At 62.0% G+C, this 25,797-nt stretch carries 27 protein-coding genes; 4 read left to right on the top strand and 23 right to left on the bottom strand.

Annotation, left to right across the window (positions count from 1 at the left end; genetic code table 11):
- Positions 1 to 4 precede the first annotated feature (4 nt).
- From G522_RS0107190 to motA, 5 genes are read right to left on the bottom strand one after another with little or no spacing between them, the layout of a single operon-like run.
- On the bottom strand, positions 5 to 1,036 hold the full coding sequence (locus tag G522_RS0107190) for a flagellar motor switch protein FliG (protein WP_026790454.1): 1,032 nt from the start codon (positions 1,034 to 1,036) through the stop codon (positions 5 to 7).
- Positions 1,037 to 1,053: 17 nt separating this feature from the next.
- A complete protein-coding gene (gene fliN / locus G522_RS30740; RefSeq protein WP_425414049.1) occupies positions 1,054 to 1,500 on the bottom strand; it encodes a flagellar motor switch protein FliN in 447 nt (148 codons plus the stop codon).
- 44 nt (positions 1,501 to 1,544) lie between these two features.
- On the bottom strand, positions 1,545 to 1,862 hold the full coding sequence (locus G522_RS0107180) for a hypothetical protein (RefSeq protein ID WP_026790453.1): 318 nt from the start codon (positions 1,860 to 1,862) through the stop codon (positions 1,545 to 1,547).
- Complete coding sequence (locus G522_RS0107175; protein WP_036838373.1) at positions 1,843 to 2,775, bottom strand: flagellar motor switch protein FliM; 933 nt, start codon at positions 2,773 to 2,775, stop codon at positions 1,843 to 1,845. The genes G522_RS0107180 and G522_RS0107175 overlap by 20 nt, the downstream gene beginning before the upstream one ends.
- On the bottom strand, positions 2,775 to 3,677 hold the full coding sequence (motA, locus tag G522_RS25980) for a flagellar motor stator protein MotA (protein ID WP_036838370.1): 903 nt from the start codon (positions 3,675 to 3,677) through the stop codon (positions 2,775 to 2,777). The genes G522_RS0107175 and motA overlap by 1 nt, the downstream gene beginning before the upstream one ends.
- 132 nt (positions 3,678 to 3,809) lie before the next feature.
- Between motA and G522_RS0107165 the strand changes: the two genes are divergently transcribed.
- Genes G522_RS0107165 through fliI form a run of 3 tightly spaced genes read left to right on the top strand, consistent with a single transcriptional unit; the run spans position 3,810 to position 7,006 of the window.
- Positions 3,810 to 4,934 carry a DUF1217 domain-containing protein gene (locus G522_RS0107165; protein WP_026790451.1) on the top strand — a complete coding sequence of 375 codons (1,125 nt, stop codon included), beginning with the start codon at positions 3,810 to 3,812 and terminating at the stop codon, positions 4,932 to 4,934.
- A 3-nt stretch (positions 4,935 to 4,937) separates the two neighbouring features.
- Positions 4,938 to 5,663 (top strand): flagellar basal-body rod protein FlgF, encoded by a 726-nt coding sequence (gene flgF, locus G522_RS0107160; protein ID WP_026790450.1) that lies wholly within the window; start codon positions 4,938 to 4,940, stop codon positions 5,661 to 5,663.
- A 14-nt stretch (positions 5,664 to 5,677) separates the two neighbouring features.
- Entirely contained in the window at positions 5,678 to 7,006 is a 1,329-nt protein-coding gene (fliI, locus tag G522_RS0107155; protein WP_084632988.1) for a flagellar protein export ATPase FliI, read from the top strand.
- An 84-nt stretch (positions 7,007 to 7,090) separates the two neighbouring features.
- On the opposite strand, the gene G522_RS0107150 is transcribed toward fliI, so the two are convergent.
- The 18 genes from G522_RS0107150 to G522_RS0107065 form a co-directional block, all read right to left on the bottom strand.
- A complete protein-coding gene (locus G522_RS0107150) occupies positions 7,091 to 7,546 on the bottom strand; it encodes a hypothetical protein (protein WP_026790448.1) in 456 nt (151 codons plus the stop codon).
- Positions 7,543 to 8,004, bottom strand: coding sequence for a flagellar protein FlgN (locus G522_RS0107145; RefSeq protein WP_051228408.1), 462 nt, complete (start codon positions 8,002 to 8,004; stop codon positions 7,543 to 7,545). The genes G522_RS0107150 and G522_RS0107145 overlap by 4 nt, the downstream gene beginning before the upstream one ends.
- A 27-nt stretch (positions 8,005 to 8,031) precedes the next feature.
- Positions 8,032 to 8,619 carry a rod-binding protein gene (locus tag G522_RS25975; RefSeq protein WP_036838367.1) on the bottom strand — a complete coding sequence of 196 codons (588 nt, stop codon included), beginning with the start codon at positions 8,617 to 8,619 and terminating at the stop codon, positions 8,032 to 8,034.
- A gap of 44 nt (positions 8,620 to 8,663) precedes the next feature.
- Entirely contained in the window at positions 8,664 to 9,077 is a 414-nt protein-coding gene (locus G522_RS0107135) for a hypothetical protein (RefSeq protein WP_026790446.1), read from the bottom strand.
- Positions 9,074 to 9,826 (bottom strand): flagellar biosynthetic protein FliR, encoded by a 753-nt coding sequence (locus G522_RS0107130; RefSeq protein WP_026790445.1) that lies wholly within the window; start codon positions 9,824 to 9,826, stop codon positions 9,074 to 9,076. The genes G522_RS0107135 and G522_RS0107130 overlap by 4 nt, the downstream gene beginning before the upstream one ends.
- Positions 9,823 to 11,916 carry a flagellar biosynthesis protein FlhA gene (gene flhA, locus G522_RS0107125; protein ID WP_026790444.1) on the bottom strand — a complete coding sequence of 698 codons (2,094 nt, stop codon included), beginning with the start codon at positions 11,914 to 11,916 and terminating at the stop codon, positions 9,823 to 9,825. Before flhA ends, G522_RS0107130 begins: the two co-directional genes overlap by 4 nt.
- A gap of 241 nt (positions 11,917 to 12,157) precedes the next feature.
- Entirely contained in the window at positions 12,158 to 12,424 is a 267-nt protein-coding gene (gene fliQ / locus G522_RS0107120; RefSeq protein ID WP_026790443.1) for a flagellar biosynthesis protein FliQ, read from the bottom strand.
- Positions 12,424 to 12,825 (bottom strand): flagellar hook assembly protein FlgD, encoded by a 402-nt coding sequence (gene flgD, locus G522_RS0107115; protein WP_026790442.1) that lies wholly within the window; start codon positions 12,823 to 12,825, stop codon positions 12,424 to 12,426. Before flgD ends, fliQ begins: the two co-directional genes overlap by 1 nt.
- 15 nt (positions 12,826 to 12,840) lie before the next feature.
- Complete coding sequence (gene flbT, locus G522_RS25970; RefSeq protein WP_036838365.1) at positions 12,841 to 13,248, bottom strand: flagellar biosynthesis repressor FlbT; 408 nt, start codon at positions 13,246 to 13,248, stop codon at positions 12,841 to 12,843.
- A complete protein-coding gene (gene flaF, locus G522_RS0107105) occupies positions 13,245 to 13,592 on the bottom strand; it encodes a flagellar biosynthesis regulator FlaF (RefSeq protein WP_026790441.1) in 348 nt (115 codons plus the stop codon). Before flaF ends, flbT begins: the two co-directional genes overlap by 4 nt.
- Positions 13,593 to 13,644: 52 nt before the next feature.
- On the bottom strand, positions 13,645 to 14,700 hold the full coding sequence (locus G522_RS0107100) for a flagellar hook-associated family protein (RefSeq protein ID WP_026790440.1): 1,056 nt from the start codon (positions 14,698 to 14,700) through the stop codon (positions 13,645 to 13,647).
- Positions 14,701 to 14,714: 14 nt separating this feature from the next.
- Positions 14,715 to 16,160 carry a flagellar hook-associated protein FlgK gene (gene flgK / locus G522_RS0107095; protein WP_026790439.1) on the bottom strand — a complete coding sequence of 482 codons (1,446 nt, stop codon included), beginning with the start codon at positions 16,158 to 16,160 and terminating at the stop codon, positions 14,715 to 14,717.
- Positions 16,161 to 16,185: 25 nt separating this feature from the next.
- A complete protein-coding gene (locus G522_RS0107090) occupies positions 16,186 to 17,469 on the bottom strand; it encodes a flagellar hook protein FlgE (protein WP_026790438.1) in 1,284 nt (427 codons plus the stop codon).
- A 359-nt stretch (positions 17,470 to 17,828) separates the two neighbouring features.
- On the bottom strand, positions 17,829 to 18,914 hold the full coding sequence (locus G522_RS0107085) for a DUF4037 domain-containing protein (protein WP_026790437.1): 1,086 nt from the start codon (positions 18,912 to 18,914) through the stop codon (positions 17,829 to 17,831).
- Between the two features lie 13 nt (positions 18,915 to 18,927).
- Positions 18,928 to 20,253 (bottom strand): TadE/TadG family type IV pilus assembly protein, encoded by a 1,326-nt coding sequence (locus G522_RS0107080; RefSeq protein ID WP_156886857.1) that lies wholly within the window; start codon positions 20,251 to 20,253, stop codon positions 18,928 to 18,930.
- Positions 20,254 to 20,409: 156 nt separating this feature from the next.
- Positions 20,410 to 21,672, bottom strand: coding sequence for a glycerate kinase type-2 family protein (locus G522_RS0107075; protein ID WP_026790435.1), 1,263 nt, complete (start codon positions 21,670 to 21,672; stop codon positions 20,410 to 20,412).
- A gap of 9 nt (positions 21,673 to 21,681) precedes the next feature.
- A complete protein-coding gene (locus G522_RS25965; RefSeq protein WP_036838362.1) occupies positions 21,682 to 22,653 on the bottom strand; it encodes a nucleoside hydrolase in 972 nt (323 codons plus the stop codon).
- A gap of 82 nt (positions 22,654 to 22,735) precedes the next feature.
- The gene (locus G522_RS0107065; RefSeq protein WP_026790434.1) at positions 22,736 to 23,788 is read right to left on the bottom strand and encodes a sugar phosphate isomerase/epimerase family protein; all 1,053 of its coding nucleotides are present in this window, start codon (positions 23,786 to 23,788) and stop codon (positions 22,736 to 22,738) included.
- A gap of 604 nt (positions 23,789 to 24,392) precedes the next feature.
- Between G522_RS0107065 and G522_RS0107060 the strand changes: the two genes are divergently transcribed.
- Entirely contained in the window at positions 24,393 to 25,724 is a 1,332-nt protein-coding gene (locus G522_RS0107060) for a 2-hydroxycarboxylate transporter family protein (protein ID WP_051228406.1), read from the top strand.
- The last annotated feature ends 73 nt before the right edge of the window (positions 25,725 to 25,797 follow it).

Here is a 25,797-nt window from a genome sequence, read left to right as displayed (position 1 = left end):
CACCTCAGCGCACGTAGGTATCGTCATCCTGATCGGAATTGAGCTCGATCTCGCCGCGCCCGGCCATATCGAGCGCAAGGTCGGCGATGACCCGACGCGCTTCGAGCACGTCGCGCTGCGGCGACGGTTCGCTGGTGGCAAGTTCGTTTTCGACGATGCGGCGGGCACGCGTGGCCAGCGACGCCAGAATGGCATCGCGGAAATCGAGGTCGGTTCCCTTGAGGGCGAGCACCACCCGTTCGGTCGGGATCTGGTCGAAGATGGCCTGCCGGGCACGCGGCGCCAGGTTGATGATATCGTCGAAGGTAAAGAGCAAGCCCTTCAACATCTCCGCCGATTCCGGCTTCACCTTCTTGATGCCCTCGAGCGCATCCTCCATGTCCTGCCGCTCCATCTTGTTCAGGATGTCGGCCATGCGGGCATGCGTATCGGCGCCCATGTTGCGCGAGAAGTTCAGCATGAAGTCCTCGTGCAGCGTGCGCTCGGCGATCGCCACGGTGTCCTCGACGATCGGCTTGAGGTTCAGCATGCGGCGCATCAGTTCATGGCGCAGTGGCGGCTGCAGATGGCTCATGGTACGCGCGGCGAAGCTCGGGCGCACCTTGGACAGGATGAGAGCCGCGGTCTGCGGATGCTCTTTCTGGAGATAGTTGGCGAAGATCGCCTCGGAGACCGAGGATATCCGGTCCCAAATCGAGCGGTTGGCGTAGCCGAGAACGTCCGACATGATGTCGGAGACCTGATCGGGCGGTAGGATCCCGGTCAGCATCTTCTCCACGTCGCTGACCGTTCCCAGCAGGTTGCCGCCTGTAAAGCGGGTGGCAAACTCTTCAACGATCTCGGAGATCTGCTTGGCCGTTACGGCGCCGAGATCGGCAATCGAACGGGTAACCTGCTTGATCTCGCCGGTGTCGAAATGGGAGAGCAGCCGGCCTGACATCGGCTGGCCGAGCGCCAGCAGCAGGACCGCCGCCTTATCGGGACCTTGGAGGGCGCGATTGCCCTGTTTCTTTTTCGCCGTAGCCGAGGCTGCCATGATCTCCCGTCCGCTGTTCAGGCGTTGGAGGCGTTGCCGCCGACGATTTCGGTGAGCGAGATGCCGAAGCGTGAAGTGTCGTCTTCAACCACCACCACCTCGCCGCGGGCGACGGTGCGGCCGTTGACCACGACGTCGACCGGTTCGCCGACGCGATGGTCGAGCGGAATGGCCGAGCCGCGCCGCAGCTTCATCAAGTTGGCAACCGGCATGATCGCCGAACCGAGAACCACCTGAATGGTGACGGGAATGCGCATCACCGCTTCGAGATTGCGCACGGTGCCGAAGCTATCTTCCAGGCTCGGGCCAACTTCTTCCGGGGGCTCATCGCCGGCGTCGAGGGTCGCGGTCGTTTCGACGGCGACCGCTTCCAGAACGTCGCCCGCCGGCGTCGGCGCGGACGAGCCATCCATTTCGGCCATGATCTCATCAATGTCGCGCTGGGTCTTGGTACTGCGGGCCATGATCCTATCCTTTTACTGGAACTTGCTTGCGGGACGGGCTGCGGTCAGCGGCCGGCGGCACGTGCGCCGCTCCTCAGCGGATCGGAGGGGGCGAGGGCGGCCGCCTTCTCCAGATCGTCGAGCACGCTTCGAGCCTTCTCGATTTCGACGATAAGGTTCTGCAGCGTCGTCAGACCCTGCATGTTGATTTCGCGGATGGCGTTGCCGACCGTCATCAGGGCGACCCCGGTCTCGTCGAGCGAGGTCGAATAGCTCGCCTGGTCGGACTTGAGCTGCCGGAGTTCGCGCCGGAAGACGAGCAGCCCGATGATGGTACCGATCAGTGCGACCAGCAGGATGCTTTCAACGAGAAAGGATGTCATTGAGGAACTCCTGATCGGCATCGACGTGTTCGTCGATCTTGATGGTGTAGACACCGTTGCTTTGGCCAAGCTGGCACCAGAACAGCGGCTCGCCGCGGCAGGTCAGTTTGACGCGGCTGCGCGGCGTTGCCTGCAGCTCGATGACCTGTCCGACCTCGAAATTCGACACGTCCGAAAGATCGATCAGTCGCTCTTCCAGGATGGCGTCGACGCGCATCTCGGTGCGCTGCACCTCGCTCTGGATCTGGCGCGCCCAGCGCGGATCGCGCGGTGCCGCCTCGCCGGCCATGGTATTGGCCAGGGTTTCGCGAACGGGGTTGAGGGCCGACTGCGGCAGAATGACGAACATTTCGCCGCCGCGGTTGAGCGCCTGCAGCAGGAACTTGGCGACCAGTGCCTGGCTGTTGCGACGGCCGATGATGGCGAAGTCCATGCGCGTCTCGATGCGCTCGAACTTGAAGACGGTATCGTGCTGGGTGCCGAAAGCGAGCGGCAGCACCTTGGCCATACGCTCAAAGATCGCCTGGGCGATATTGACCTCGATGTTGGAAAACGGACGTTCGACGTCAATCGGCGGTTCGCTGCCGTCGGCACCGAACAGCACTTCGACCATCGAGAAAACGAAGTCCCGGTCGAAACCAACGAGAATGCGCGAGTCCCAGGCCGGCACGTGAAAGACGCCGGCAATGGCGTTGGCTTCGTATTCGTCCAGCACGTCATCGATACGCGATGGCGCGATATTGGAGAGTGAGAAGTAGGCCGGCGAGGCCGACATCTGGCGGAGGCTATCGGCACAGTGCGTCGCCAGACGGTCGAAGGCGACGTGCAGCATGGGGATGCGGTCGACGGAAATGCCGCTCGCATCGAGAAGCTTGTCGGAAACGGGGCGGGTGGCGGTATGCAGGCTGGCCATCAGGCGGCACTCCGCTGGGCGTTTTCACCGGGCTTGGCGGCGGCCTGTACGGGCGAGGAGATGACTTCGTCCTCGACGTCGTCGATGGTTGGCCGCTGATGAGCGGGGATGGTCTTGCGCCCATATTCGAGGGCGATCTGCGGCACGGCGCCGTTCATGGAAGCAATCAGCGTCTGCTTGATCAGAATGTAGGGGGCGAGCTGACGTTCGCGCACTGTTCTGATCTTGCCGGAGATGGGCGCGACCACGCCGTAGGACAGGAAGATGCCGCCGAAGGTGCCGACCAGCGCCGCGCCGATCAGTGCGCCGAGGATTTGCGGCGACTGGTCGATCGCGCCCATCGCCTTGATGACGCCGAGCACGGCGGCAACGATGCCGAGCGCCGGCAGCGCCTCGGCGATCGCCCCCAAGGCGAGGTAGGGCATCAGTCGCTCATGAGCGATGGTCTGAATCTCTTCGTCCATCAATTGCTCGACCTCGTGCGGTCGGGCATTGCCGACGATGATCAGGCGGAAGTAATCGCAGATGAAGGCGCGCATTTCCGGATCTTTGGCGACATAGGGAACCTTCTGAAAGATCTCGGAATTGTCGGGATCCTCGATGTGTTTTTCGACGTCGCTACGCCCCTTGGAGCGCAGTTCCCGCATCAGCGCGTAGAGCACTTCGAGCACACCGAGATAGTGCTGTCGTTTGGGCACGTTGCCTAGCACCGCTTCCACGATGCTGCGGCCGGTGTCTCGCACCGTGCGCATCGTATTGCCGACAATGAAGATCCCGAGGGCGGTGCCGCCGATGATTACAAACTCCCAGGGCTGCCACAGCACGGTGAGATGTCCACCGAGCGCTGCGTAGCCGCCGAGCAAGGAGCCGATCGCGATTATGAAGCCGATCAAACTACCCAAGGCCCTGCTCCTTCTCGTGAATGCCTGACGTCGGGTCTAGGGGGTGAGGCTTGTGCGAGGCTTGGGGCGCGTGCCGCCAGCCACGAGCAAGCTTCGGGCGGCAATCATCGAGCTAAGACAAGGAGAAAGCTCATGCTGTCGACGCCGCTCAGCTATCAGATGATCACGCGCGACATGTCGGCGACGCTGAAGCGCACGGCCGCTCAGCCGGACGTCAAGCGGGCATCCGAATATTACAAAGAGAACATCGGCAAGGTCACAAGCGTCGACGAATTTCTCGGCGATCAGCGGCTCTATGCCTACGCGATGAAGGCTTACGGTCTTGAAGACATGACCTATGCCAAGGCGTTCATGCGCAAGGTACTGGACAGCGACCTCAGCAATGCGGCGAGCTTTGCCAACAAGCTGGTCGACAAGCGCTATCAGGACTTTGCCAAGGCATTCTCGTTTCTGAAGCCTTCGGTGCAGAGCAAGGACGCGCTGACCGATATCGAGAAGAAATACGCGGAAAAGGCTACCGAAGACGGCGACTCGAAGTCGTTCATCAAGCTCGGTACGCTGGCCTACGAAAAGTCGCTGTCGAAGGTGAAGACCGTCGACGACTTTCTCGCCGACGATACGCTGGTCGCCTATGCCACCAGAGCTTTCGGTGTCGATCCGCCAGGCACCGCGGCCAACGAGAAGATCTTCCTCAAGCGCATTCTGACCTCAGATCCTGCCGACTCCAAGAGCTTCGCCGCCCAACAGACCAAAGCGGCCTGGAAGGATTTCGCCACCGCCTTCAACTTCTCGAAAGATGGCAACGTGCGCGTCCAGACGAGTGCTCAGACGACGAGCACCGTTTCGAGCTATCTCCGGCAAACGATCGAGGGACAGGCGGGCAACGAAAATGAGGGCGTGCGTCTGGCGCTCTATTTCGAGCGCAAGGCGCCGACCATCACCTCCGCCTACAGCATTCTCGCCGACCCTGCCTTGCTGAAGGTGGTGCAGACGACGTTCGGTCTGTCGTCGGAGAGCGGCCAGGCGGATATCGACGTTCAGGCCAACTACATCAAAAGCAAACTCGATCTCAAAAGCCTGTCCGATTCGGACAAACTCAAGAAGTTCCTCACCCGCTTCACTGCCATGTGGGAATCTGCCAACCCCAGCAGCACGGCGACGACGTCCGTCGCCACCCTGATTACCGGCAAGAGCAGCGCGGTGATGAGCGCCAATACATTGATGAGCCTGCAAGGGCTGAAGCTTGGAGGCCGTTGAACCGTGCAGAGTTCTCTCTATGTGTCGCTGTCCGCGCAGGTGGCGCTGGCCAACCGTCTGGACACGCTAGCCACCAACGTCGCCAATCTGTCCACGGCCGGCTATCGTGCCGAAGAGGTGAAATTCGACACCTTTCTGTCGCGGGCCGATAGCGATCCCGTCGCCTTTTCGTCGACTGGCGAGAGTTTCATCTCCCGCGACAAAGGCGGGCTGCGCCAGACCGGCAACGACCTTGATGTCGCCGTGGATGGCGAAGGTTGGCTGGCCGTGCAGACACCGACCGGCAACGTCTATACCCGTGATGGCCGTTTGCAGGTCTCGGCGGACGGCGTTCTGCAAACGGTGGCGGGCAATCCCATTCTGGATCCAGGCGGCGCGTCGATCCTCGTCGATGCCGATGCTGGACGCCTCACTATCAGTCGAGACGGCATGATTTCCCAGAACGGCCGGGCGGTCGGTGCCATCGGCCTGTTTTCAATTCCCGATGAGGCCAAGCTGACGCGCGGCACCAATTCCGGTGTCATTCCCGATCGACCCGCTACAGCGGTGGTCGATTTCGTCGGCCAGGGTGTCGCGCAGGGTTATGTCGAGGACGCCAACGTCAATCCCATCCTGGAGATGACCCGTCTGATCGAGGTAACGCGCGCCTTTGAACAGGTTACCGCCGCGTCCTCCAAGTCGGAGCAAACGATGCAGGATACCATCAAGAGGCTCGGGCAGGTCACGTGACAAAATCTTCAAGTCTGGAAGACCTCGCCGACTGCGTTGCCACCGCCGCTCACGAACTCGGATATGTCCGCATTGGCGGCCGGGTGTCTGAAGTGGCGCCCGACGCCTTCCGCTTGCGTGGCCTGTCGCGGCACGTCCGTTTGGGCGATCGCGTGGAGATTGCTGCCGCCGACGGGCAAGGGCTCGCCGAGGTGCTGCGCATCGACGGCGACGGCGTCACCGTTAAACCTTTCGCGCCGCGCCTCGACGTCGGTCTCGGCGCGGCCGTCTATCATGCCGGACCGGTGGCGCTTGCGCCGCATCCATCATGGAAGGGGCGCGTCATTGACGCCATGGCAGCGCCGGTCGATGGGCTGGGGCCATTGATGCCGGGGACCACGCCCGTACCGGTCGACGGCCGCCCGCCCAACGCGCTCCGCCGTGCCCGCGTCAAGAAGCCGATCCGCACCGGCGTGCGGGCCTTCGATCTGTTCACGCCGATCTGCGCCGGCCAACGTATCGGCATCTTTGCCGGCTCCGGCGTCGGCAAGTCGACGACGTTATCGATGATCGCCCGCTCGCGCGCCTTCGACACGGTGGTGATTGCGCTGGTCGGCGAACGCGGTCGCGAAGTGCGGGAGTTCCTCGACGACTCCCTTGGCGACAACCGTGCCCGTTCGGTGACGGTGGTGGCGACCGGCGACGAGAGCCCGATGATGCGGCGCCTGGCGCCGCGTACCGCCATGGCCGTGGCCGAATATTTCCGCGACCGCGGCGAGGAAGTGCTGCTGATCGTCGATTCAGTGACCCGCTACGCCCACGCTGCCCGCGACGTGGCGCTGGCCGCCGGCGAGCCAGCGGTGGCGCGCGGTTATGCGCCGAGCGTCTTCACCACTCTGCCTGAACTCCTCGAACGGGCCGGTCCCGGCGAGGAAGGCGGTGGCTCGATCACCGGCATATTCGCCGTCCTCGTCGACGGTGACGATCATAACGATCCCGTCGCCGACAATATCCGCGGCACGCTCGACGGCCATATCGTGCTCGACAGGGCGATTGCCGACCAGGGGCGCTATCCGGCCGTCAATGTGCTGGCCTCGATTTCCCGCCTCGCTCAGCACGTCTGGAGCCGCGAGGAACGCGACCTCGTCTTGCGGCTCAGGAGCCTGATCGCCCGCTTTGAGGACACACGCGATCTGCGCCTGATGGGCGGCTATCAGGCCGGACAGGATCCCGAGCTCGATCAGGCGGTGTCACTGGTGCCGCGCATCTATGACGGGCTTCGTCAGAACCCGGCGGATCCGCTCAGCCAGGATGCTTTTCGCGAACTCGCCGAGAAGATGCAGCCGCCGGCGACGACCGGCTGACGGGTCAGGCCATATCCATAGCGAAAAGGCGGCCTCCGCGAAGGAGAGCCGCCTTTTTAATGGTCGCCTGCTGGCGGACGGTGTTCACTGCTTCATGGCATCACGCGAGAAATAGCTGATCTGGTCGACCAGAACCTCCTGGACAATGTCGCTCTTGAGGCGAACGTTGACCTTCTGGCGGATGCCGTCGGCAAAAGCCTTGAGATCGTAGCGCTGGATATGATCGAGATCGACGCTGTCGTCACCGTAGATCGTCCGGAAGGCCTCGTCGGTGACGAACAGTTGCGGCGGCACCGGCGCTTCCTTGAGGCGGGTGCTGTCGGCAGTGAACACCAGGTTCAAGACGCTATAGCCCATCAGCTTGCCATTGCGGATCATCGGCACGTTGATCGGTTCGGTCTTGACGTATTGCAGGCCTTCCCAGGTCGGTTCGTCGGTTGGTTTTGCCAGGCTGCCGTTCACAAGCCACCAGGCGGCGCCATAGGCCGATAGAAGCGTGACGACGCAGACCCAAAGGCCGGTGAGGAGAATGCGGCTCATTGCGGCAGCGTCCACAGGCGCTGCGGCGGCGCATAGGTACCGTCGGACTCGGCATCGCGAATGGCAGCGGTCAGGATTGCCGAGATTTCACGCGTCGCGTCGAGATGGGTCTTGAGCAGCAGCCGGTTGCGTTCGAGTTGGTCCCGGAAGCTTTCGAGCCGGTCGCGAAGGTCGTTGCCGATACTCGTGGGGTCGACGAGGCGCATGGCGCGCGTCAGCTCCAGGAGGCCGTGGCTCTTGCGGTAGTTGAGGTCTTCGAAGGCCGGTGTCTCACCGGCCCGAAGCGATTGGGTTTCCTGGTCGACCACTTGCTCGAGACGGGCGAGGGCTTTGAGGAGCGCCATGACCTCGATCGGCGTGCTGCCGTCCGGATTGTTCCAGAGGTCGAAGGTGACGGGCAGGGCCGTCGGGGCGGCAACTTCAGTTGAGGGGGCGACTGCGAGGAGCGGTTCGTCCATCAGAAAACTCCGAAATAAGGTCGGACGTCAGATACGTGGGACGGTTGAGAGAAGCGCTGCAAGGCGCAGCGGGGAGGGGGACGGACTGGTCGTGCCGGCGTCCAGGTTGGGAATGTGGCCAGCCATCAGATGATCGGCGATACCGATGCCGCCTGCCTTGGCCATCTGCTTGCCAAGCTGGTCGGATAGCATGGACTTCCAGATGTCGCCGGCAGTGCCGGAACCGTAGACGTCTTCGGCGCCCTCCGGCAGCATCGAGCCGATGAAGGTGCTGAGCACCATCGCCTCGAAGCCTTCCAGTGCCTTGGATCGGTGATCGCCGGATGTTGCGGCTGTGGCATCCATGCGGTTCGCCGTCGCGGTTTCGGTCTGCAGACGCAGGCGGGCACGATGAAGATCGAAGGGTGCGGATGGCGCCGGGTCGTTGACGGGTGCGGTGTCGGCCAGAGCCGTCAGAGCGTTGCCAGCCTCGGAAACGGCGGGCATCAGCTCGGCAAAGGCGGTGCCGGCGGTGTCGGCCAGTCGGTCGAGTTTGGCAGTTGCCACCTTGAGCCGCTCGGGATCGGCGGCTCGGGCGACGTCGAGAATGATATCAGACGGGGGAGAGATGGCCATCAGCGTCCTCCGGAAACGTTGCGAAACAGATTAGCCGGCCGAGCTTAAGCGAGGCTGGCGTGATGGTGCCGAGCAAGCGCGCCTTCGATGAGGCCTTCGAGCTGGTGTTTCTCCTCCGCCACCGCCGCACCGGCTTCGAGCTTGTCGATCACCTTTTCCGCAAAGCGCGTGTGGCGCGCCTCGGTCATTACGGCGGCGATCTGTTGTGCCTTGAGCGGTTCGAGCAGGGTCTTGCGCTCTGTGAGGCGTTTGAGGCGGTTCGCCATGTGGCCGGCAAACAAGCCATGCAGGGGCGTGTCGTCGTTCAGCGTGGCGATCAAGGCAACGCATTTTTCGTCGATGTCGGCCTCCTCTCGCATCACACGGGCAAGGCGCAACTCCTCGACCTGTTTGAGCTGACGGCGGAGGTCGGCGATGCGACGCATGGCGTCGAGGCGCTTTTTGTCGGGCGTGGTCATTGGGAGGCCAGCCAATCGGAAAAGCCGAGCACGAACAGCTGCTGGAACTCGACGGCGGTAAAATAGAACAGCATCAATCCGCCAAACAGCACGAAGGGCATCGAGATGAAGTAGACCGGAATGGACGGCGTCATCTTGTTGACGAGGCCGAGGGTGAAGTTGATCACCAAGCCGTAGATCATGAAGGGACTGGCGAGACGCAACGCCAACCAGAAGGCTGCCGAGAGCGTATCGGTCACCTCGATGAGGCTGCCCTGGGGGTCGAAGGCACCGGCGACCGGCAGCACCTTGTAAGAGGACACGACCGCTTCCAGGACCTTGGCGTGCTGATCGGTCAGGAAGAACATCACCGTTGCCGTCAGCATGACCAGAGCCGTCATGGCGGGCAGGGCCTCCTGATCTTCCAGTGCTGTGTCGGGCATCGAGAAACCGACGGCCATCGCCATGGCGTGCGACAGCATCTGCAGTGCGAGGAAGAACAGGCGGCCAAGGAAGCCGATGAACAGACCGGTGAACGTCTCGGAGGCAATGAGGCGGAGCAATGTCACGGGCGCATCGTCGGTGATGGCGGCAGCAGCCTCATCCACGAGCATGGGAGCCACCGCGAGCGTCAAACCGAAGGCGAGGAACAGGCGAACCTGCATCGGTACACGCGCGCTGGAGACGCCGACCATCAGCATGAGGGCACCGCCGATACGGCAGAACAGCAGGCAAACGGCGAGAATGGTGGTCGAGCCGACGCCGGTCATGAAATGGTTCCGAGCGCTTCCACTTCGACACCGCGGGCGATCTCGACGTGGCTCAGCACCGGCAGTGATGGGAACAGCCGCTCGACGATCAGGCGCACGTAGGGGCGAGCTTCGGGAGCCGTGACCACCGCAAAGCTATGACCCTGCGACAGGCGATTACGGACGGTCTCCGATACCTCAGTGCCGAACTGTTCGACCAGGCGCGGATCAATATCGAATTCGATGACGTCGCCCTTGCCATCGCGCTTCAGTCCCTGATGGAAGGTCAGATCCCAGCGGTTGCCGAGGCGCAGCACCTTGAGCGTGCCGCCATCGGCGAGGTCGCCACAGATCTGCTGGGCGATACGCATGCGGACGTGCTCGGCGATCTGCTCGGCGCGGCGGACATGCGGGGCGATTTCTGCCACGGCTTCAAGAATGAGGTGGAGGTTGCGGATCGACACGCGCTCGGCAAGCAAGAGCTTGAGCACCGCCTGCAGGCCGGAGAAGGAGATTTGTGACGGGCAGATATCATCGACCAAGCGCCTGTATTCTGGGTCGAGCCGGTCGATCAGGACGCGCATGTCTTTATAGGAGAGGAGCTGCGGCAGGTTGTTGCGGAGCACTTCCGAGAGGTGGGTGAGCATCACCGACATGCTGTCGATCGGCGAATAGCCCTCACGCGTCACCTCATTCACATAGTCCTGCGACACCCACATCGCCTTCATGCCGAAGGCCGGCTCGCGGGTCTCATCGCCAGGAACGTCTGGCCCCGTGGTATTGCCAGTGATCACCATGACCTCGCCGAGCCTCAGTTCCTGGGCGGCGATGACCGTGCCGTGGATCTTGATGCGGTATTCCTTCTGCGGCATGGCGACGCTGTCGCCGAGCTTGATGTCGGGAACCACGAAGCCATACTGCTGGGCGAACTTGCGGCGCATCTTGCCGACGCGGTGCGCCAGTTCGCCGTGATTGTTCATCATGCGCGCGGCAATCTGCTTGCCGAGGCAGAGTTCGATCTCATTGGTGCGAAGCTGTTCCTTCACAGAGTCCTTGGTTTCGGACTTGGCCGCTTGCTCGACCCTGGTCTTCTCGGCGGCCTCGGCGGCGGCGCGTTCGGCGCGGCGCTTGGGGATCGCCCGGGCGACGAAGCCCATCAGGGCTGCCGGAATGAGGAACGGCAATAGCGGCAAGCCGGGCACCAGTGACAAGCCGGCCAGGAGACAGGCCGCTACCAGGAGGGCGCGCGGATAGCCGCCAAGCTGCCCCATCACCGCCTGCTCGGCCGAACCACGGGTACCGCCCTTGGAAACCAAGAGGCCGGCAGCCAGTGAGACGATCAGCGCCGGGATCTGGGTGACGAGGCCATCGCCGACCGCGAGCTTGACGAAGGCGTCGGCCGCGTCCGACAGCGACAGACCGTGGCGAGTGGTGCCGATGACGATACCGCCGAACACATTGACGGCGGTGATGATGATGCCGGCGATGGCATCGCCACGCACGAATTTGGAGGCGCCATCCATCGAGCCGAAGAAGGTGCTTTCCTCTTCGAGCTCGCGCCGCCGCAGCTGCGCCTCCTTGTCGGTGATCAGGCCGGCCGACAGGTCAGCGTCGATGGCCATCTGCTTGCCGGGGATGGCGTCGAGGGTGAAGCGGGCACCGACCTCGGCGATACGGGTGGCGCCCTTGGTGATCACCACGAAGTTGACGATGATCAGGATTGCGAAGATCACCAAGCCGATGACGAAGTCGCCGCTCATCACCAGGCGCGAGAAGCCCTGGATGATGTGACCGGCCGCGCCATCGCCAGCATGACCACCCGACAGGATCTGGCGCGTCGTCGCCACGTTGAGGGCGAGGCGCAACAGGGTGGCGATCAGCAGGACGGTGGGGAAGGAGGAGAAGTCGAGCGGCCGCTGGATCCACAGCGAGACCATCAGGATCAGCACCGACAGGGCGATCGACAGGGCAAGACCGGTGTCGATCAGGATCGGCGGGATCGGCAGGAACAGCACGGCCAGAATGGCGACGATGCCGATGGCGAAGCCGATGTCGCGCGAGCCTGTGGCGCTCTTGGCGCCGGCGGGGGGCGACAGGCTGAGGTTCGACATGCGGTGCGCTCCTGAATACGGTCGGGACAGAAATAATCCCGGTAACTGGAGCGGGGCTTTCGCCCCATCCTCCAAGCTAGTGGAGCGAATTTGACATTTGAGTCCCGCCCGACATAGAGAGCCCGCTCAAATGTCAAATTCAAAAGCTCCACTAGAACCAATGGATTGCTAGTGGTTCCTATGACCGAGACATTTGCTCCGAGGCTTGTATAAGGCGGATGCAAATGTCTCGGTCGAACCACTAGAAGCCGCTCTCGATGCGGCCGTAGACGATTTCCGTGAAGGCGTAGATCTGGGCGCCGATGAACGGACCGGTCGCCACGATGGTCAGCAGGATAGCGACGATCTTCGGAATGAAGGTCAGCGTGATTTCCTGCACCTGGGTCAACGCCTGCAGGAGCGCGATGACGATGCCGACCGTCATGGCGGCGAGGACGGCCGGTCCGGAGCCGATGATGATGGTCCAGATCGCGTCGCGGACCAGATCGAGAGCGTCGAACTCGTTCATCAGGTCACGACCACACCCGGGCCGAGCACCACCGACTTGCCGGAGTCCAAATCGGCGAGCGCGCCGCCATTGACGATGCGCACCGCGGTGACCTTGCCGGAAATGCTGCCATCTTCGGAAGTCAACGTCCGACCGATGACGCCGTTGGCCTGGGACAGGGCAAGCGATGACAGCATGCTGTCGAGTTTGGTGTTGCTCTGCATCGACTGTTCGACCTGCGAGAAGGTCGCGAACTGAGCGATGTATTCCGTGGAACTGCTCGGGGCCGTCGGGTCCTGGTTCTTCATCTCGGCCATGAACAGCTTCAGAAACGAATTATAGTCGAGAGAACTGCCGGAGCCGGACGATTTCGGCGTCGATGATGAACCTGAATTCTGGTTGGTTGCGGTGTTGACCTGCATGGCATTTCCTCTTGGTCAGGCGGCGATGAGCCCGCCCAGCACGCCGGCCTCGACCGGAAACAGCGAGCGGATGGTTTTGAGGGCATCGAACGGCCGTTCGGCGGCGAGCTGCGCCTCCACCGTCCGAAGGCCGGTGCGGATATCGGCGTTGATCAACGTTCCGTGGAGAGAGTGGATCAGTCCGGCGGCAATCGAGCGGGCGCTGCGATTGTCGGCGTCGTCGATCATCATCATCTGAACGGCGAAATAGAGCTGCCGGAGCGGCGTTGTCGTCTCTTCGGGCTGCATCACGTGAGCTTCCAGCAGGAAGCTGACGTCGTTGAGCAGCTCGATGGACACTTTGCGATCGACGCGGATGACCGCGCCGTTGATGTAGAGGCGCTCACGGGCGCGGAGACCGAGGTGCATCGAACGACTGCTCATACGAGACCCGCCCGGATAATGCCGTTGATTTCGATCAGCCCGTCGAAATTCTCGGACTCGTTGCGGCGGATCTGCTCGGCTTCCTTGATGATCCAGAGGCCGATGGAAATGAGGTCGGCGCGCAGTTTGTCCGGCAGGTCGTTGTCGGGGCTGGCGAGATCTTCGATGAGGTAGCTCCACAGACGGCGGAGATAGAGGATGGCGTCGGTCGCTTCCCGCGAGCGGCTGCCCTTGGCCTTGGCCCGCTGGAGAAGCTCGACGGCATGATCCATGGCCTCCGCCTCGTGCTGGCGTGCCAGATTGACGGCATCTTCGACGATCTCAGCATAGGAAAACTGATGCATGAAACACCCTGCGAGTTGAGATGAAACGGACCGTCCGTCGAACCGGGAGCGATCAGAGATAGTTGAGCAAGCTGAGCTTCTGCGCCCGGCTGGTCAGCGAAAAGGCCATGTCGAGCTGGGTCTCCAACGCAGAAATGCGCGTCTGGGTCTCGACCGGATCGACCTGCTCGAAGTCGTTGATATTGCGGTTCAAGATGTCCATCTGCGCGTCGATCCGGCCGTTGGCGTTGCTCAGCCGCTCCTGTGCCGTGCCGAGACGAGCCTTGACCACGGTCAGGTCGACAGTGGCTTCGCCCATGATCTGAGTGCTCTTGTCGATCAGGGTCTGGTAGGTCTTCTCCGACAGGCCCTTGTTGGCGAGCTCGCTCACCATCGTGTAGGCCATGGCGAGCTTGCGGAAGGCCGGATCGTTGGCATTGGCCGAGGTCTCGATCAGTTCGGATGTCGAGATCCGGCTCTTGACGTTCTGGTTGGACGCCGATGACCAGCCGGTCGTGGGATCCGACCAGTTCGTGGCGTTGAACATGGTGGTGAGATTGGTATCGATGAATGTGCTGAGGTCACTGGCCGAGAGATCGGCGGGGCTGGCCGCACCAACACTTGTGCAGTAGTTGGCGAGTTCGGTGTCGAAGGCCGTCTTGGTGGCCGACGTCGGCGTCGAATAATAATCGGTGACCGGCCGGACATCGGTGTTGATGCCGGCGAATAGGTATTCGCCGTTGATCGACGAGTTGAGCGAGGCGATCAACGACTGCAGGTTATTCTTGGCATCGTCGGAAATTACTTCGGCGCCGACGTTGCCGGAGCGGACCGCAATGAGCGAGGCCGAGAAATCCTGGGCGTTTTTCAGGACGCCGTCGAGCGCCGCCTGGCTGGTATCAAGGCGCGAGGCTACAAGGCCATTGGTGTCCTTGATCGCATCGAGGCGCTGATAATCCTGACGCAGCGAAATGGTGCGACCGGTCTTGTTCCCGAGTTCCAGACCGACGTCCGCCCAGCGGCCGGAGCTCAGCTCCTTGGTGTTCTTGGCGAGTTCGGTCTGCATTTTCAAGATCGATAGGCGGGATGCAGTGGATGCCGCCTGGGTCGAGATATAGGTGGTTTTCATGTCTCACTCCTCTCTCAGACGGCGTTGAGCAGGTCCTGAAGCATCTGGTCGACCGCCGTGATGAGTTTGGCGGACGCCGAATACGTGCGCTCGATCTCGAGCTGCTTGGACAGCTCGTCATCGAGGTTGACGCCGGTGGTGTTGGACAGCGCCTCTGAAGCGCGCTGCAGCATGGTCGACTGATAGGTCGAAGACGTGTCGACCTGCTGCCGGTTGAATTCGAGCCAGCTGGCCGACGACGTGGCGTAATCAGCGAGAGTATTGGTGGGGTCCGCACCGGAATCCGGATCGAAGACCCGCGCCTCGCCCAGCTTGGTCACGAGCGTATTCAGTCGTTCGGCGAAGCCGGCTTCATTGCCGGTGTTATAGTCGTAGGTGATGCCATCGCGGATGTGATCGAGGTTGCCGCCGGCTGTGGGGTCGATGGCCGAATTGACGGTGATGACGCCGGCAAGCCCGGTCTCGATCGTGGCCGAGGGCGGTATGGTGCCCGTCGGCCAGGTGAACAGTCCCGGCACGTCCGGCCCGGTACCGGCGGGATCACTTTCGGCGAAAGCTTCGATCAGGCCGCGAGCGACTTCGTCGAGCTGGCTCTGATAGGTAACGCATGCCTCATCGCGCAGCGTGGCGAGTCCGGCAAGGCGGCCGGAGGTGGTGGGCATCGATGACGAGCCGCCGACCACGGCAACGCCGTCGACGTAGACGGCATTGCCGACGGTCGACGCGTTGAACACGTTGGTCGCTTGAAAGCTGACTTCGCGCGGATGCGTCTCGAACAGCGCCACGCCGCCGTCGGTGTAGATGGCGACGTCGTTATTGTCGCGCGCCACGACGGAGATACCAATTTCCTCAGAGAGCTGAGAGATCAGGCCGTCACGGCTATCCATGCTGTCGGTGACGTCGGCGCCGGTGACCGTGCCGTGGACAATCGTCGTGTTGAGGGTATCGATCTTGGCTAGCAGATCGTTGATCCGCTGTACCGAGGCACCCATGTCCGCGTCGGCGAGCGCGCGGGTGGACTGAACCATCGTCGTTGCCTGATTCAGATTGGACGCCAAGGAGCTAGCCGAACTCTGCACCGCCTGGGCGAGGATGGTGTTGCTCGGGTTGGCGGCGTATTGCTGCAGCTTGTTGTTGAGGTCTCCCAGCTTGGCGGCCGGGCTCTGGTTGAGCTCGGGATCGCCAATCGTTTGAGACAGCTTGGTCATACCGTCCAGCAGCGCATCCTGCTTGGCCGACGCAGCGGTGGCCTTCAACATGGTCTTGTAAAGGGCGGCGTCGGTGGCACGTTGAATGGACACCACTTGGACGGTGCCGCCCGTGCCGGTGATCACCGTTGCCGACTTGCGGGAGTAGGAAGACTCCGCGCCGCCGGCGATGTTGCGCGACGTCGTCGCCGTCTGCACACCGGAGGTCTGCAGCGAGGATTTGGCGACGTTGAGGGCCATCGAGAGAGACATTGGAGTATTCCACTAGGGTTGGAAGTCAGCGCTTCAGATTGACGAGAACGTCGAGCAGGTCGGAGCCGGTTTGGAAGACCTTGGAATTGGCGGTGTAGCCGCGCTGCGCTTCGATCATCGCCGTCAGCTCATTGGCCATGTCGGCGTTGGACTGTTCCAGTGAGCTGGACTTGATAATGCCGAAACTCGACGAGCCGGCGAAACCAAGGTTGGGATCGCCCGAGTCCATTGAAACGGAATAGGCATTGCCGGCCACCGGCGTCAGATTGTCCGGGCTCGGCACATTGGCGAGCGGGATCTGGAAGGTGGCCTTGCGGGTACCGTCGCCGAAGATGGCGTACACAATGCCCTTGTCGCTGATCTCGACGCTGTCGACCGCCTGGGCGGCATTGCCATCGGTATCGCCCTTGGGAGAAAACTCGGTGGTTCCCAGCTGAGTCATGCTCGACAGATCGAGCGTCATGGTCTGCGACGAGCCGTTATTCGGCACGGAGAAGGAAGCAAGGGCCGGTGCCGTCAGCTTGCCGTTGGTCGGATCGAAGTTGAGGGTGCCCGTGCTGAGGACCGGGCCGACGGCCGGTGTTCCGGTGGCCGTATAGGGGAACCCGCCACCCGTGGCCCCTGCACGGTCGAACACGGCATACTCCCACTGATTGGAGCCGGTCTTGGTGAAGTAGACGTCGAGCATCACCGAGTTGCCGAGGTTGTCGTAGGTCGTCAGCGAGGTCTTGTTGGTATAGGCGGAAGCGGCGACGTTACTGCCGGCCGAGGTTGCCGCGGGGGTAACGGCCGCATTGGAATTGAGCGTTGCGGTGATATAGCCCTTGGTCGTCGGCGATGCCGTCATGCCCAGTGCCTTGACGTTCACTGGGGCAAGGCCGTTCAGGCTATTGGCCGAAGGGGTCGGCGCGCCGTTGGCCAGGTCGTAGCCCAACAACGTGAAGCCGCCCGTATTTTTCAGCGTACCGTCCGTCTGTTCGACGAACGAACCAGCGCGGGTCAGATAGGGCGTGCCGCCGGCATTCTGAACTACAAAGAAACCAGAGCCAGTCACCGCCAGGTCGAGGTTACTGGTGGTCGAAAGGTAGGAGCCGGCTTCGCCAATTGCATAGCGAGTCTGGGTGTTGACACCAGCCGGCTGGTAGTTGCCTGAACGACCGCTACCAATGACCATCGACGAGAATTCGGTCGAGGCGCGCTTGTAGCCGGGAGTATTGGCATTGGCGATGTTGTCGGAGGTGGTAGCCAACTTGCTACCCTGGGCGTTCATTCCCGAAACACCGCTGCGCAAGACGCCATAAAGACTCATCGCTGATCTCCTGAAGCACTGTCATTGCTTGCAGGAAACACCGCCACCCTTGCGCGAGGCTTGTCTTTTGATAGCTAAAATTGGAAGTAAAACTCGATCGAAACAAATATTATTTGGGCTTCTTCTGCCAGCATAGATGGCGTTAACACGGTATTCATGAGCTGTGCTGTGACTGACAGAAATACCTAGGGTCTTGAGGGCGCATTTACGATATTGCGGCCGAACACCTCGTTATCGACGAACTGGGGGTGCCGACTTTGAAAAGATGTGCCGAATTGGAACACAAGGGTTTCCCGCCGAAGGCTGGTCATCATTGCAACCTGGAATTGTTATTCCTGGCGCCAAGAAAAGCCATCCCGTCAGTGCTGATCGTAATTTGACAGCAGCGCTGAAATCGCTTGCCGCGCCCGCTTCGGCTCAACGATGAGTGGTGTGGCGTCGGTGAGCTGATCGATCGAGCCGACCACCGGCAGGCCACAAAGAAGCGGATCGACAATGTCTGCGGCCAAAGCAGCACTGATTTCTTCGGCGTTGATCGTCAGGAACGGGCGGCTGAAGTAGGGGCCTATCCTGGGCGTGACCGAAAGCGGGAAGCCGGCCGGCGCGTGCATTTCCGCCGCTGCGAGGCAGGCTTGTGCAAGGTGGGTCTGGCGTCGCTCCCACGTGTCGGCCGCCAGTACCGTGGCCAGCAGCGGCGATAGTGATTTGGCGACGGCGAGCCGAGCGAAGGCAGAACCGAACCATTTGGCATAGGGTGGGTAGCTGCCTTCCAGCAGGAAACCTATCCGCATGATATCGCGCGCAAGCCGCGAGGCGACGATGCGGGAGCCAAGATCGTCGCCGACATAACCCGCCCGACCGACAAAGGCTTGCTCGTCGGCAATGCGACGCCATTGGGCGGCGAGCTTGTAAAGAACAACGTCGCGCGGACAACGACTGAAAGTTTGTTTCAGGCGTCCAAGTTCTCCGAGCCCATGGTGGAAAATCTCGCCCATCGCCAGCTCGATCAGCCGTTGTTCGGGAAGCGATAGCCACGTCAGCGCATCAAGGGGCTGCTGCGGGGCGAGTGCCAGCCTCGTTCTCAGAATTCCAGCGGTCGTGAACACTTCAACGCCGTGATTGACACGCCCGAGTGCATCATCGGCGACAATCGGCGGGTGAGGGCGGGAACGATAACCAATGGGCTCGCCGAGGAAGGTCGCCGGCTTGACCACGTCGAACCCGTCGACAAGTGCCGCCGCGTGCGCCGCGAAGTCGGATCCCGTTACCACGATTTGGACACGTGGCCCCCAGTTGTGATCGCGCGACATCTCGTCGTCGAAGCCGAGGAGCTCGGAGCCATAACCGAAAATGCCTGCATCGTGCGCCAACTGCGGAAAGGTCTTGTCCAGCCAGGGACGAACGACGTCACGGTAGAACAGCCTCGAAAGCTCCACGCCTTGCATCACCGCCTCCGGCTTAGTGAACAATGTGCGTTTCGTTCACAACATTAGCGAACAGCTGGGTCAGCACCGCGCTGACATCGCCGGATGGCGCGACCTCCGCATAAAGACCGTCGGAGGCGCAAGTCTTCATATTTGTTGGAATTTTCGCTTGGAATGGGGCGATCCAGTCGTTGTACCAGCTGTTGCTAGGGATCTTTTGGTATGTTGTGTAGAGGCTGGCAAGCTTTACGGAATTGTTTTTGATGGAGGCGCACGGCGTGGTGTCGATGGGCTCCTGACACCGGCTGCCGGTCAGCTTTTCGTTGCAGTTGGTCGGCCGTTGGGCATCCTCGACACCGTCGCTGATCAGGAACAATGCTTTGATCGGGTCCGTCGCCGACAGCCCGCTGCCGCTTGTGCCCATAATCGTCTTGAGGCTGTTGAGCGCGGTCAGAAGGTCGGTCTGCGTGTCGCTGTTGTAATTCTGATAGGGGATGGTCATCAGATCGACATTGGCGGCAGCCGTGGCGACCGAGGAAAGCGATGATGACAAAGCGGCAACCTGGGTCAGCTTGGCCACCTGCGCATCGGCGCCCAGCGAGTAGACGGCCATCTTGTACTGGCCGGACACCAATTGGCTGGTTTCGGCCTGGGTGATCATCGATTGCACTGCCCGCGATACCACCTGGTAACGCAGCGTAATACCATGCTGTTTGGCAAGGGCATATGTATCGTAGGTCGCGCCGGTGATGTGGCAGGCGAGAGCGCAGCCGCCATTCACGGCCTCAAGGGCGGAGATGTCGGCCTCCGTGGCGCCAAGGCCCATGGACGGACTATTGTCGATCAGAACGTAGAAATTATAGTAGTAAACCGGCTTGTTTTGGGCGCTGGAGGTGGCGGAAACCGTAACACTGTTCACGCCGAACAAACGTACGAAATAGGTCGGCACATCCGAGGTCAGCGTAACACTGGAATTGAATGTGTTGCCGACATATTGCACCGAAATCTGCGACGACGTGATGTCCGAAAATTTAGAGCCAGCGAAGTTTGCCTGGGCGATCTTGAGGGCATCACTCTCGGCCACCTTGATCTCACCCGACGCACCGTTCTGAATGACCTGTTTCACGGCGCTGGAACTCATGGAAATCGAACCGACCGCGGCGGCGTCGGCCGACGCTTGCAACAGTTCCTTGGTGCGCGCCGCGATGGCGTAATCGACCGCCGCTCCGACGGCTATCATCAGCGGCAGGATCATGAGCGCGAAAATGACACTGACGGCGCCGGACTTGTTTGCCCCGAGTGGTCGCAGAACGCATCGCAACCATCTGCCCTTTAGGGCGACTTGCATCGCGTAAAACACCGATCACCCCCGTTTTCGGCGAGGCGCCTTCTGGCGGCTCTTGACGGCGGCGTCCCGGATTCCAGTCCGACAACACGCCTATCGGAACGATCAATGCATGTGGAGGTGAAATATTCGCTAAGGGTACATTCAGTCGTTTGCTTGGGGAGGCGCTGGCTAGACAATCAGAATGGCGCGGAAGTCGTTGACGTTGGTCAGAGTCGGTCCCGTCACGACGGCATCACCCAGTGCGCCGAAAAAGCCGTGACCGTCATTATTGTCGAGAGCAGTCTGCGGATTGAGGCCAAGCGCCCAAGCACGGGCCAGGCTGTCGGGTGTCAGGACGGCGCCGGCGATGTCCTCAAGGCCATCGACGCCATCGGTGTCACCGGCCAGAGCCCAGATGTTTTCGCTCCGATTCAAATGCAGACCGAGGGACAGCAGGAACTCGACGTTGCGGCCACCCCGCCCCTTACCCCGCACAGTAACTGTGGTCTCACCACCCGACAGCAAGACGCAAGGAGGTTTGAAGGGCTGGCTGCGCAAAGCGATCTGTCTGGTAATGCCGGCGAGCGCGGCGCCGACATCACGCGCCTCGCCTTCCAAGGCATCACCGAGGATATGGACGTGGAGTCCAGCCTGACGCGCCACGGCAGCGGCCGCTTCCAGCGAAGCCTGAGGCGCAGCGACGACATGTGTTTCGTTGCCCGAAAGACGAGGATCGTCCGGCTTGATGGTCTCGCCACCGCCATTTTCAAGCAATGCCTGGGCGGCAGGCGGCAGGGAAATGCGATAGCGGCGGGCGATGGCGAGCGCGTCGGTCGACGTCGTGGGATCGCCGACCGTGGGGCCGGAGGCGATGTCGACAGGATTATCGCCGGGTACATCGGAAATCAGCAGCGTTACGACCTTGGCCGGGTGGGCGAGGGCGGCGAGGCGGCCACCTTTTACGGCCGACAGGTGGCGGCGGACGCAGTTGATGTCGGAGATCGGTGCGCCGGAGGCGAGCAGCGCCCGGTTGATCGCTTGCTTGTCGTCAAGGCTGATGCCCTCCAGAGGCCGGGCAAGCAGTGCCGAACCTCCGCCCGAAATGAGGCAAAGAACGGTGTCGTCCGGCCCGGCACTTGCCGCCATATCACAGATGCGCTTCGCGGCCAGAATCCCGGCCGCGTCCGGCACGGGATGCGCTGCCTCGATGATCTCGACGCGTTCGGTCGGTACGGCATAGCCGTAACGCGTCACCGCCAGGCCTTCGATCGGGCCATCCCAATGACGCTCGACTGCCCGCGCCATGGCGGCCGAGGCCTTGCCGGCGCCGAGCACGATCAGCCTGCCCTTTGGGCGGGGCGGCAGAAAGGGGGGGACGCAACGATCCGGCTGAGCTGCCGCGACCGCTGCGTCGAACATGGAGCGGAGGAGGGCACGTGGGTCGGCGGACATGACCTCACCTCAGCCTAGCGAGCGGATGGCTGTCTTGTAGCTGTCGACGATACCGGCAAAGTCGGCATCGGCGGCGACCAGTTTTGACGGATGGCCATCCCAGGCGTTGGGACCGAAAATGTGGCCATCCAGCTTCTGAATGGTCTGGCCGATGGCAATGCCTTCGGTGACCACGCGCACCGGCCCAGAATGGAGGCTGAACAGGTGCGGTGCCACCAAGTAGGCAGCGGCCGCTACGTCGTGCAGACAACAACCATCCACCTGATTGCGCCGCTGGTAGAGCGCCTCGTAGCCGCGCGAGATGTCCCAGAGAAACCGTCCTGCACCGCCGCTTTCGGCCAGTTCGGCAGCGTCTTCATGGCTTGCCACGCAATGGCTGGTGACGTCGAGGCCAATGGCCGTCACCGGCCAAGCGGCCGTAAACACCCTGTCGGCCGCATGTGGGTCGTTATGGACGTTGGCCTCGGCGACCGGCGTGGCGTTGCCGCGCCTACCGCCCCAGGCGAAGGCGCCGCCCATGATGACGACATCCTTCACCAATGTCGCGATGCTGGGATCGCGCTGCAGGGCAAGGGCGAGATTGGTCAATGGCGCAACGGCGAGAAGGGTTACCTTGCCGGGATTGGCTCTGACGATGTCGACAATCCGGTCGGCGGCGTGACCCTCGGCTGGTTCGGCGGAGAAGCCGGTAACCAGATCGGCATCGCCCAGGCCATCGTTGCCATGGATGAAGGTTGGTGCCGGTCGACGGGCAATCGTCAGAGGTTGGGAGGCGCCGGCATAGACCGGCGCATCAATGCCGAAGCGGCGCGTGAGATAGAGGGCGTTGCGGGTGGTGATGTCGACCTCGGCATTGCCGAAAACCGTGGTGACGGCGGCAAGCTTCAGGCTCGGCTGAGCTTTCAGGAACAGGAGCGCCATGGCGTCGTCGATTCCCGGATCGGTATCGAAGATGACGAGGTTTTTCTCGATCTCAGCCATTACCATTCCTTTTAGCGCCACCTTTTCGAAAACCGCTGCTCGCGGCTTCGCTGTCTTGACTGGTCATGCTCAGATCGCTTTCTCAGCCGATGCCGAGCAGCCGACGATTGGTAGCGGCATCGATACCGCTCTGGGCGAAGTCATCGAAGGCATGTTCGGTGACGCGGATGATGTGACTGGCAATGAACGGCGCGCCCTCGGCAGCGCCATCCTCCGGGTGCTTCAATGCACATTCCCATTCGAGCACCGCCCAGCCGGGATAGTCATATTGCGCCATCTTGGAAAAGATCGCCGAGAAATCCACCTGACCGTCGCCGAGTGAGCGGAAGCGGCCGGGCCGGTCGACCCAGGACTGATAGCCGCCATAGACGCCGGAGCGGCCGGACGGATTGAGCTCGGCATCCTTGACGTGGAAGGCGCGGATGCGCTCGTGGTAGATGTCGAGGAAGGCAAGATAGTCGAGCGCCTGCAGCACGAAGTGCGAGGGGTCGTAGAGGATATTGGCGCGGGGATGGTTTCCCACCGCCTCAAGGAAGCGTTCGAAGGTGACGCCGTCGTGCAGGTCCTCACCGGGATGCAGCTCGAAGCAGGCATCGATACCCGCGTCCTCGAAGGCGTTGAGAATCGGTTTCCAGCGGCGAGCCAGCTCGGCGAAGGCTTCCTCGACGAGGCCGGTCGGCCGCTGCGGCCAGGGATAAACATAGGGCCAGGCAAGCGCGCCGGAGAAAGTCGCGTGGGCCGTAAGACCGAGCCGCCGCGACGCCTCGGCGGAGAGCTTCAGCTCGCGGACCGCCCACTCGGTGCGCGCGGTTGGATTGCCGCGCACGGCTTCCGGCGCGAAGCCGTCGAACAGTTCATTGTAGGCCGGGTGCACCGCGACGAGCTGCCCCTGAAGATGGGTCGAAAGCTCGGTGATCTCGACGCCGGCCTCGTTGAGCCGGCCTTTCAATTCGTCCGCGTAAGTCTGCGACGTTGCAGCTTTTTCCAGATCAAACAGACCCGCTGTGGTCGGGAGCTGCAGTCCGACATAACCGAGGTCGGCCGCCCAGCGCGCCAGTCCGTCGAGGTTGTCGAAGGGCGGCGTGGTGCCGACGAATTGCGCCAGGAAAATGCCCGGTCCCTTGATGGTCTTCATGGCGGTCCCCTTGTCTCCCAGACGGCGTCGATCCGCCTGATCGGCGGTCTGCGCATCAGCTTACATATCGTTTCAAGAGGAGGTAAGTCCCCAGAACGGGATCCACACCATTCCCTGGGGAGCAGCCCCTTTCCCATCGGCAGCGCCCTCTCGTCGGGAGAATCCCGAGAGATGGCATCCATGCTGCATGGGGCGAGGCAGGGGTGTCTCTCCGTGAGAGGGGTAGGCTAAACCCTCAATGAAATCAGTAACATCACTTATCTTGACGGCCTAAAGTCGTCCGGTTTTCCGGACGGTCGATAAGGGCTCGCATCCGGAAACCCGGAAAGCTCTCCTGATCCGCCGAGAAATTAAATCGATAAAACAATCGATTAGCCGGCGGTCCGAGTTGGCACGCCTGATGCCATTCCATTGGCATGCGACGGCCGCCTTCCGAGGAGGGAACGAGGACGGAGGGTCGGGGCATGGTCGGTCGATGACGTCAGGCCCTATGGCCTCCAACTGTCAGACCGAAGCCATCTCGGCGCCGGGAATACCGGACGGCCGGACAGTCCAGGAGAGAGGCCCGCCGCGGGATGATGCGTGCCGGGCAGGAGGAATGAACATGACGGACATCACTCGGAATGACGCGATTGCGACGGAGACAGGCGGCAGCCTCTACTCACGCATCGTCTCCTACAAGGTCGGCCCGGTGCCGCTCCCGCTCTATCTCGCCATCGCCGCCGTCGTCTTCGGTGCGTCGGTGGTCGGCAAGCTGCCGGCTGACATGATCGGTGGCTTTGCGGCCATCATGGTGCTGGGCTTCCTGCTCGGCGAGATCGGCGGTCGCATTCCTTATCTGAAGAGCATCGGCGGCTCGGCCATTCTCTGCTTGTTCGTACCCTCGGCCATGCTCGGCTATCAGGTCATGAACCCGGCGACGTCCGAGGCCATCAAGGCGGTGATGAAGACGTCGAACTTCCTCTATCTCTATATCGCCTGCCTGGTGACCGGTTCGATGCTCGGCATGAACCGCAAGGTGCTGATCCAGGGTTTCCTCAAGATGTTCGTGCCGCTCGCCGTCGGGACAGTCGCTGCTGTTTTAGCTGGCGGTCTCGTGGGCATGGCCTTCGGCTATGAGTTCAAGCACACCTTCTTCTTCATCGTCATGCCGATCGTCGCCGGCGGCATCGGCGAAGGCATTCTGCCGCTGTCGCTCGCCTATTCCGACATTCTCGGCACGGCGCAGCCGGCCCTGATCGCCTCGCTGATCCCGGCCGCCCTGATCGGCAATGTGGTCGCCATCGTCTCCTCGGGCGTCCTGAAGCGCATCGGCGAGAAGAAGACCAAATACTCCGGCAACGGCCTTCTGGTTCGTACCGGCGACGACAACGAGCTCCTGAAGGAAATGGCTGCCGAGAAGAAGATCGAGCTGCCGTTGATGGGGGCCGGCCTCTTGATGGCCTGCACCATGTTCATCCTCGGCGCATTCCTGTCGCCGTTCACCGGCATTCCCGGCCCGATCCTGATGATCATCAGCGCGGCTCTGCTCAAGGTGTCGAAGCTCATTCCCGAGCGGATGGAGACCGGCGCCCACCAGATGTACAAGTTCATGACCACCAACATGACCTTCCCGCTGCTGGTCGGTCTCGGCACTCTCTACGTTCCCTGGAACGATCTGATCGCCGCCTTCACGCCCGCCTATTTCGCCATCTGCGCCGCTACCGTGCTGGCCATGGTGTCGTCGGGCTGGTTCGTCGGCAAACTGCTTGGCATGTATGAGGTCGAGGCGGCCATCGTCACCTGCTGCCATTCCGGTCTCGGCGGCACGGGCGACGTTGCCATCCTCTCGGCGTCGAACCACATGGGCCTGATGCCCTTCGCCCAGATCTCTACCCGCATCGGTGGCGCGGGCATGGTGGTGCTGGCCGTGTTCCTGCTAAAGGCGCTCGGCTGATCTACATACCCCCTAGAACATGCGTCGGCCGTCTGGCTTTCCCGCCGGACGGCCTTGCGCTATCGATGGGTCA

The organism is Pleomorphomonas oryzae DSM 16300, assembly GCF_000422965.1.
GTDB classification, from domain to species: domain Bacteria; phylum Pseudomonadota; class Alphaproteobacteria; order Rhizobiales; family Pleomorphomonadaceae; genus Pleomorphomonas; species Pleomorphomonas oryzae.
The sequence above is the reverse complement of the archived record's forward strand: the minus strand, read 5'-3'. Positions and strand labels throughout refer to the sequence as shown.